General features: G+C 70.1%; 5 protein-coding genes and 1 pseudogene. 3 read left to right on the top strand and 3 right to left on the bottom strand.

From position 1 onward, the window contains the following. The first annotated feature begins 75 nt into the window (after positions 1-75). Entirely contained in the window at positions 76-1,314 is a 1,239-nt protein-coding gene (locus ACWDU1_RS06100; RefSeq protein WP_449996189.1) for a phthiocerol/phthiodiolone dimycocerosyl transferase family protein, read from the top strand. An 18-nt stretch (positions 1,315-1,332) separates the two neighbouring features. Here ACWDU1_RS06100 and ACWDU1_RS06105 read toward each other — a convergent pair whose 3' ends face one another. Both ACWDU1_RS06105 and ACWDU1_RS06110 read right to left on the bottom strand, forming a co-directional pair. Beyond that, positions 1,333-2,655, bottom strand: a complete 1,323-nt coding sequence (locus tag ACWDU1_RS06105) for a metallophosphoesterase (RefSeq protein ID WP_449996190.1) — start codon at positions 2,653-2,655, stop codon at positions 1,333-1,335. Between the two features lie 198 nt (positions 2,656-2,853). Beyond that, complete coding sequence (locus ACWDU1_RS06110) at positions 2,854-4,962, bottom strand: AMP-binding protein (protein ID WP_449996191.1); 2,109 nt, start codon at positions 4,960-4,962, stop codon at positions 2,854-2,856. A 314-nt stretch (positions 4,963-5,276) separates the two neighbouring features. Between ACWDU1_RS06110 and ACWDU1_RS06115 the strand changes: the two genes are divergently transcribed. Further along, positions 5,277-5,504 carry a hypothetical protein gene (locus tag ACWDU1_RS06115; protein WP_449996192.1) on the top strand — a complete coding sequence of 76 codons (228 nt, stop codon included), beginning with the start codon at positions 5,277-5,279 and terminating at the stop codon, positions 5,502-5,504. Between the two features lie 64 nt (positions 5,505-5,568). Next, entirely contained in the window at positions 5,569-6,489 is a 921-nt protein-coding gene (locus ACWDU1_RS06120; protein ID WP_449996193.1) for an LLM class F420-dependent oxidoreductase, read from the top strand. A 49-nt stretch (positions 6,490-6,538) separates the two neighbouring features. On the opposite strand, the pseudogene ACWDU1_RS06125 reads toward ACWDU1_RS06120, so the two are convergent. Continuing rightward, positions 6,539-6,930, bottom strand: a pseudogene (locus ACWDU1_RS06125) (three-helix bundle dimerization domain-containing protein); the annotation flags it as partial.

The raw sequence follows: 6,930 nt of genomic DNA on the forward strand, positions 1-6,930 counted from the left end.
CGGCCTCGCCGAAATATGAGGCAATAGAGCGTTTTTGGGTTAATCTCACACAAACTTCCGGACAGAGGCACCACCATGACCGCGGCTACCGTCATTCGTCCGCTGGCACCCAGCGAACAGATCTTCGCCTTCAGCGAGGTGTTCGTCGGTTATTGCGCGCGAATCGCGGGACGCATCGATCTCGGTGCCCTGGGCGCCGCCTACGAAGCGCTGGTCACCGCGCATCCCACCCTCGGCGCGCAGCTCACGCCCACCGAACCCGTGGGGCACACGCTGGTCACCTCGGGCCCGCCGGAAACAGTGGTCACCGTCGCCGACGGCGATCCCGAACTGCTGCTCACCGGCGCCGAACCGGACCAGCGCCGGGCCCTGGGCAGTCTGCACGTGGTCCGGTCCGGAGCCGATGCCGCGGTGACCCTGCTGGTCCATCACAGCATCGCCGACGCGACCCACTCCCTGCGGCTTTTCCAGCAGTTGTGGGAGTGTTACGCGACCGCCGCCGGGGGCCGGGCGCCGGTCCTGCCCGCGACCCGGCAACCGCTGCCGGTCGAGGATCTGCTCTCCGCGCGCGGGGTACGGCGCCGGCCCGTCCCGGGCAGCGCCGCACCCCGCGACGAACCGCCGCTACCGCCGGCGGCGGCCCTCGACGCCAACGACCACGACTATCCGCCCCTCATCACCACCCGGTGCCGGCTCACCCGCGAACAGACCCGGACACTGGTCGACCGGGGCCATCGCGCCGGGGTCACCGTGCACAGCCTGGTGGCGGCCGCGCTCCTGCTGACCGAATCCGAGGCCCGGCGATTACCCGTGGACCGGCTGCAGTGTTCTTATTCGGTGGACCTGCGACGCCGTGTCCGCCCCCTCATCGGCCCGACCGAGGGCACCAACGTGCTGGGTTTCGCCGGTTACCGCCCGGGACCGGGCACGGAGACCTCGCTCGAGGCCCTCGCCCACGGCACCTTGCACGCGTTACGCACCGGACTGGCCTCCGGCTACATCCAGCAGACTCCGCTGCAACTTCCCGATACGCTCGCCGTCCCCCCGGCGAACCCCTTCCATACGGTGATGACCACCAACTGGGGCCGGATCCCCCGCCCGGCGGCACCGGGACTGCGCATCGACGATTTCCGCACCACCATGATCGCCAAACCCGATCCGACCGGCCGCCGCCCGCCGCAGGCCGGCGGCGGTACCAGCATCATCAGCACCTATGCCGACCGGTTGAGCATCGAGATCCACCACCCGCCGGAGTTCACCCCGGTGCAGTTACCGCGCATCGCGCGACTGCAGTCACTGCTCACCCACCTGTGACCCGCGCCGATGGGCGGGTCATACGCCCTGCCGCAGGGAGGCCAGCTCCAGCACGGTGATATCGGAGGGCGCCGCCACCCGCACCGGCGGACCCCAGGCACCGGCGCCCCGGGTCACATACAGCGCGGTGCTCCCGTACAACTCCAGACCCGCCACGGTCGGATTGGCGAGCCGGGCGATGAGATTGCCCGGCCACAACTGCCCGCCGTGGGTATGCCCCGACAGTTGCAGATCCACCCCGTACTCCACCGCCTGATTCACCACCACGGGCTGGTGCGCGAGCAACACACACGTGCGGGCGGTGTCACGGCCGTCCAGGGCGGCGGCGAAGTCGGGGCCGCGGCCGGACTCGGTCCCGGCGGGATCGTCGACCCCGGCCAGATCGAAATCGGGGAGACCCAAGCGCTCGTTGAGCAGCACGGTCATCCCGAGTTCACGAACCCGCGTGACCCAGGCGTCGGCGTCGGAGTAGTACTCGTGGTTGCCGGGAACGAAGAAGACACCCAGCGGGGCCCGCAATCCGGCCAGCGGTTCGGTCTCCGCGCGCAGATCGTCCACCGTGCCGTCGGCGAGATCGCCGACCACCGCGATCAGATCCGGCCGGGTGTCGTTCACCGTGCGCACGACTCGTTCGCAGAATGCGCGGCCGAGTGCCGGTCCGAGATGCAGATCGCTCACCAGGGCGATCCGGACACCGTGGGCGGCGGCCGGGAGCTTGGCCAGCGGTACCGTCACCCGGCGGACCATCGGGCCGTCGAGAACCCCGTAGGTGCCGGTGCCCACCAGCGCCCCCGCGGTCACCACGGTGGCCCCGGCTGCCAGCCGCGAGATCAGCAACCGCCGCGACAGCGGGCGTCCGGAGTCGTGCTCGGCCGGACCGGTCGCGGCGGGCGGCGGGCCGGCGGGCCCGGTGGCGTGGCCGACCGCGGCGCCCGCTCCCTCACCGAGTGCGGCGCCCACCGGTTCCGGTGTGCGCGCGGCCGGCGCCGGGCTTTCGGCAGGCGCCGCTGTTCCCGCGTCCCGGACGATCAATCCGCGCAGGATCAGCGGCCGCACGATCTCACCGGCCAGTGCGCCGATCAGCAGATAGACGAACAGCGCCGCCCACAGGAACCCCGGCCAGGACAGCCAGCGCCAGCTGTCCCACGACACACCGCTCAGCACCGCCGCGAAGGCACCCAGCATCAGCGCGGAACCCACCCCCAGCACACCGGCACCGAGCGGCCGCCAGACCGACCCCTTCCGGGTGGCATCGCGGACCAGCCGCCGCCACAGGTACCAGTGGAGCCCGGCTACCACCACCACCGCGGCCAGCCCTGCGAGCACGGAAACAACTACCACGGAGGACGCCTCTTCCTGACCGATTGCCTCTGCGGATGCTGAATCTACCCGCAGCGGCCCGGCGTCCCGTCGGCCCGGCACCCTTCGGGCGGTCACGGCCCGCCCCAGCGGACCCGCGACGAGACGGCCGGGGCGCCGGATACCCGGCATCACATCGGCATTCGCCGGCGGCGCGGAGCCGTACGGTCGCGGACCGGCCTACCCGATGGCGCCGAGTCCGCCCATACCGGGCGGGGGCACCTGGCCGTTGTTTCCCCCGGCGAGTAGCCATTTCAAGATCTTCCCGGTCTCCCCGCGCGGCAGGGCGGGCAGGAAGGTCACGTCCCGGGGCACCGAGAACCGGCTCAGCCGGTGCCGGACATAGGTGCGCACCATATCGGAATCCAGCCCGGACCCTTCGTGCTTCACCACGAACGCCGCCAGCCGCTGGCCGAATTCGGGGTCCGGGACGCCGACCACCGCGACTTCGCTCACCTGGGGCAGATGCGCGAGCGCCTCCTCCACCGGCCGGGGGAAGACGTTCTCACCGCCGGAGATGATCATCTCGTCGTCCCGGCCCGCGATGAAAAGCCTTCCGTTGACATCGAAATAACCGACATCGCCGGTATCGAGCATGCCGCGGGCCTCGTCGGGCGGTGCGGCGTTGACATAACCGTCGAACAGCATGTGATTGGCCACGAAGATATGCCCCGTGGCGCCGATGGGCACCGGTTTGTGATCGGGACCGAGCACCGAGACCCGGGTACCCAGCGGCGGGCGCCCGGCCGTGGTCGGCGCGAACCGCAGATCCTCCGGGGTGGCGACGGTCGCCCAGGACACCTCCGTGGATCCGTAGACGTTGTAGAGGATGTCACCGTAGATATCCATGAACCGCAGCACGGTCGCCCCGGCCAGCGGCGCCCCGCAGCTGATGACGTGGCGCAGGGTGGAGGTGTCGTAGCGGGCGCGCACGGCCGGTGGCAGGTCGAGGATGCGATTCACCATGGTCGGCACCACGATCATGGTGGCCACCCGGTGTTCGGCGACCAGGCGCAGGCAGTCCTCGGCGTCGAACCGCTCCGGCAGCACCACCGTCGACCGCAGCGCCGTGCTCAGCTGCAGCCCGGCCAGACCCCAGGTGTGGAAGAGCGGGGCGGGGATGAGCATCGCCGCCTCCATCTCCAGCGGTATCCGCGACAGCAGCGCCGCGATGGTCGCGAAGCCTTTCGGATGGGGGCGGCGCGCCCCCTTCGGGATACCGCTGGTCCCCGAGGTGAGCACGATCAGCCGGCCGGGATGGGCGGGTTGCCGGAAATCCGTGTCCGCCTCGTCGATCAGGTCCGCGATGGTCCGGCGCCGGGGGTGCGGGGGCCGTTCGTCGGTGTTGTACCGGGGCAGATCGGCATGCAGATACTGCACCAGTTCCTCGAGGTCGCCGTCGACGAACAGCGCGGACAGCCGGTGCCGCTGCACGATCTGCTCGACGGTACGGGCGGCCAGGCCCGCGTTGAGCAGCGCGACGTCCACACCGAGTTTCCCCGCCGCGACCATGGTTTCGACCATGCCCGCGTGGTTGCGCGAGAGCAGCCCGACGGCGTCGCCGGCCCCGAGGCCCGCGGCGGCCATCGCCCCGGCCAGAGCGGTGGTGCGCGCGTTCATCTCCGCGAAGGTGCGCTGCCCCCGATCGTCGACCACCGCGACCCGGTCCGGTGAGTGCGCGGCCCCCGCGGCGTAGCCGCCCGCGAGATTGAATCCCCATTTGCCCAGGGAAAGCAGCTGTTTCAGCGCGACTTCGGGACGGGTACGCACCACACCGCTGACCGTGACCTGCCGGAGGACGTCGAGTTGCCGCCGCACCGGTGAGCTCTCGCCGTTGGCCACCGTGGAGGTCCGGGCGCCCCGCACGATATCGGTCATCCGGCGCAGCCCCTTGGCCGTCCACTCCTGGACCACCGAGTTCGAGGACTCCGCGAGATGCCGGTGGGTCCGGCCCGCGGCGAAGAAGGTGACCGAGACCGTGCAGCGATCCCCCTCCCCGTACAAACGCACCGCCGCGAAACTTCCGGCTTCCGGCGCGTGCAGTTCGAGGCTTTCGTACCAGCGGCCGGTGACCACCCGCACCCGTATGGTCCGGATACCGGCCTGCGGTGTGCCGATGCGGAATTCGAACACCGGATGCTCGCCGGGCAGGTCCAGCCGGAAGCAGGCGCCGATCCCGGTGAACACCCGGGGATAGGTCTGCGGGTCGAGGAGCAGATCCCAGATAGCGGCACGGGCCGCGGGCAGTTCCGCGACCGCGTCGATGACGTCGGTAACCAACTCGCGCATCTTCTCGTCGGCCCGCAACGAACAACTGGGCCGGCGGGTAACCCATCTGTAACGCCGCTCACAATATCTCGGCCCAGCCGTTATTACCAGCGAGTAACCCCTGATCCGAAACGGTCTGTGACAGGTCACGAAAGGCCGTTGCCCGATATTCACTCCGCGTACCGAAACCGGGTCTACCTCGCCGTTGGAGGTTTCCCAGCGCCCTCGGTGCCTTCGGTGTGAGAGTTCCCAGCGCCACCGCAGTCCGCCCACGGATCCACTGTGCGCGAACTACATTCGCCCCATCCCACACGCTCCGACTCCGGAGGACGACCATGCACCAGACGCGCCCCAGGGTGGCCATCACCCATTCCGAGGAGATCCTCAACTATTTCGGCAAATGCGGGTCCTGCGGCTACCCGGCCCGCGCGGAATCCACGCGGCGGATATTCGACAACGGCGATATCGAGAATCTGGTCGTCGCCAGTTGCGGATTGCCGTGCGGCTGGACCGACCGGGTGCTCCCGACCACGATGACCGGCCCCGGAGCGACCTCCGCCTGACCGCGCCGCCCACCCACCTGCCACCGGCTCCGGCGGCACCGCGGCGGTCCGGCACGATGAGCGTATGGAACTGCGCATCTTCACCGAACCACAGCAGGGCGCCGACTACACGACTCTGCTGCGGGTGGCCCGCACCGCCGAGGAACTCGGATTCGACGGATTCTTCCGATCCGACCACTACCTGCACATGGGCTCGGTGGACGGGCTCCCCGGTCCCACCGACGCGTGGATCACCCTGGCCGGCCTGGCCCGCGAGACCAGCCGTATCCGGCTGGGCACCCTCGTCACCGCGGCCACCTTCCGCCTGCCCGGGCCGCTGGCGATCCAGGTGGCCCAGGTGGACCAGATGTCGGGCGGCCGGGTGGAACTCGGACTCGGCACCGGCTGGTTCGCCGATGAGCACACCGCCTACGGTATCCCGTTCCCGGACCACAAATTCGACCGCCTGGAAGAGCAGCTGGCCGTGATCACCGGACTGTGGGAGACCGCACCCGGGGACACCTTCGACTTCAGCGGCCGACACTACGAACTGGTGCGTTCCCCGGCGCTGCCCAAACCGGTCCAGCGGCCGGTCCCGGTGATCGTCGGTGGCCTGGGACCCACCCGGACGCCGCGGCTCGCCGCCCGCTACGCCACCGAGTTCAATATCCCGTTCGCCTCGGTCGCCGACAGTTCCGCGCAGTTCGACCGGGTACGCGCCGCGGTATCGGCCGCTGGCCGGGACGCCGGCAGCATGACCTATTCGAACGCGCTGGTCGCCTGTGTGGGCAGCGACGAAGCGGAAATCGCCCACCGGGCCGCCGCGATCGGGCGGGAGGTCGGCGAACTACGCGCCAACGGCCTGGCCGGAACACCGGCCGAGGTCGCCGAGAAGATCGCCCGCTACCGCGAAATCGGTAGCGAGCGAATCTACCTGCAGATACTGGATCTCACCGATCTCGACCACCTGGCGCTCATAGCCGGCGAGGTCGCCACGCGGCTGTGACACCGCGGCGGGCGGGCCACCCGGGTTCCGTCCGCCGCCGAGGCGCCGGTCAGTACGCGCCGGCCACCCCGTCGAGCAAATGCTCGAGCGTCTCGTAGGCGGGCACGTCCACCACATCCACGACATCCGGTGCCACCTGCACATCGTGTTCGGTGACCACCTCGTCGAAACGCGCCGTATCACCGGTGCGGAAACCGTGCTCGGCGGCCAGCGATTGCAGATCGGCATCGTTGTGCAGCAGCGCGCCGATCTCCTCGCCCTGGGCGTCGAGAGGCACCAGGGTATGCCGGGACACGACCGTGGGCGAGGGGTACAGCAGGACCATCTCGGGCCGCAGCCGGCCCTGCACCGCCGCCGCCACGAACTGGGCCTCGTAGATCCAGGTCATCGGGGTGGCGCCCATTCCGGCGGTCAGGTACTCCTCGAAGGGGCCCGCACTGG

It is taken from the genome of Nocardia sp. NPDC003345 (assembly GCF_053589395.1).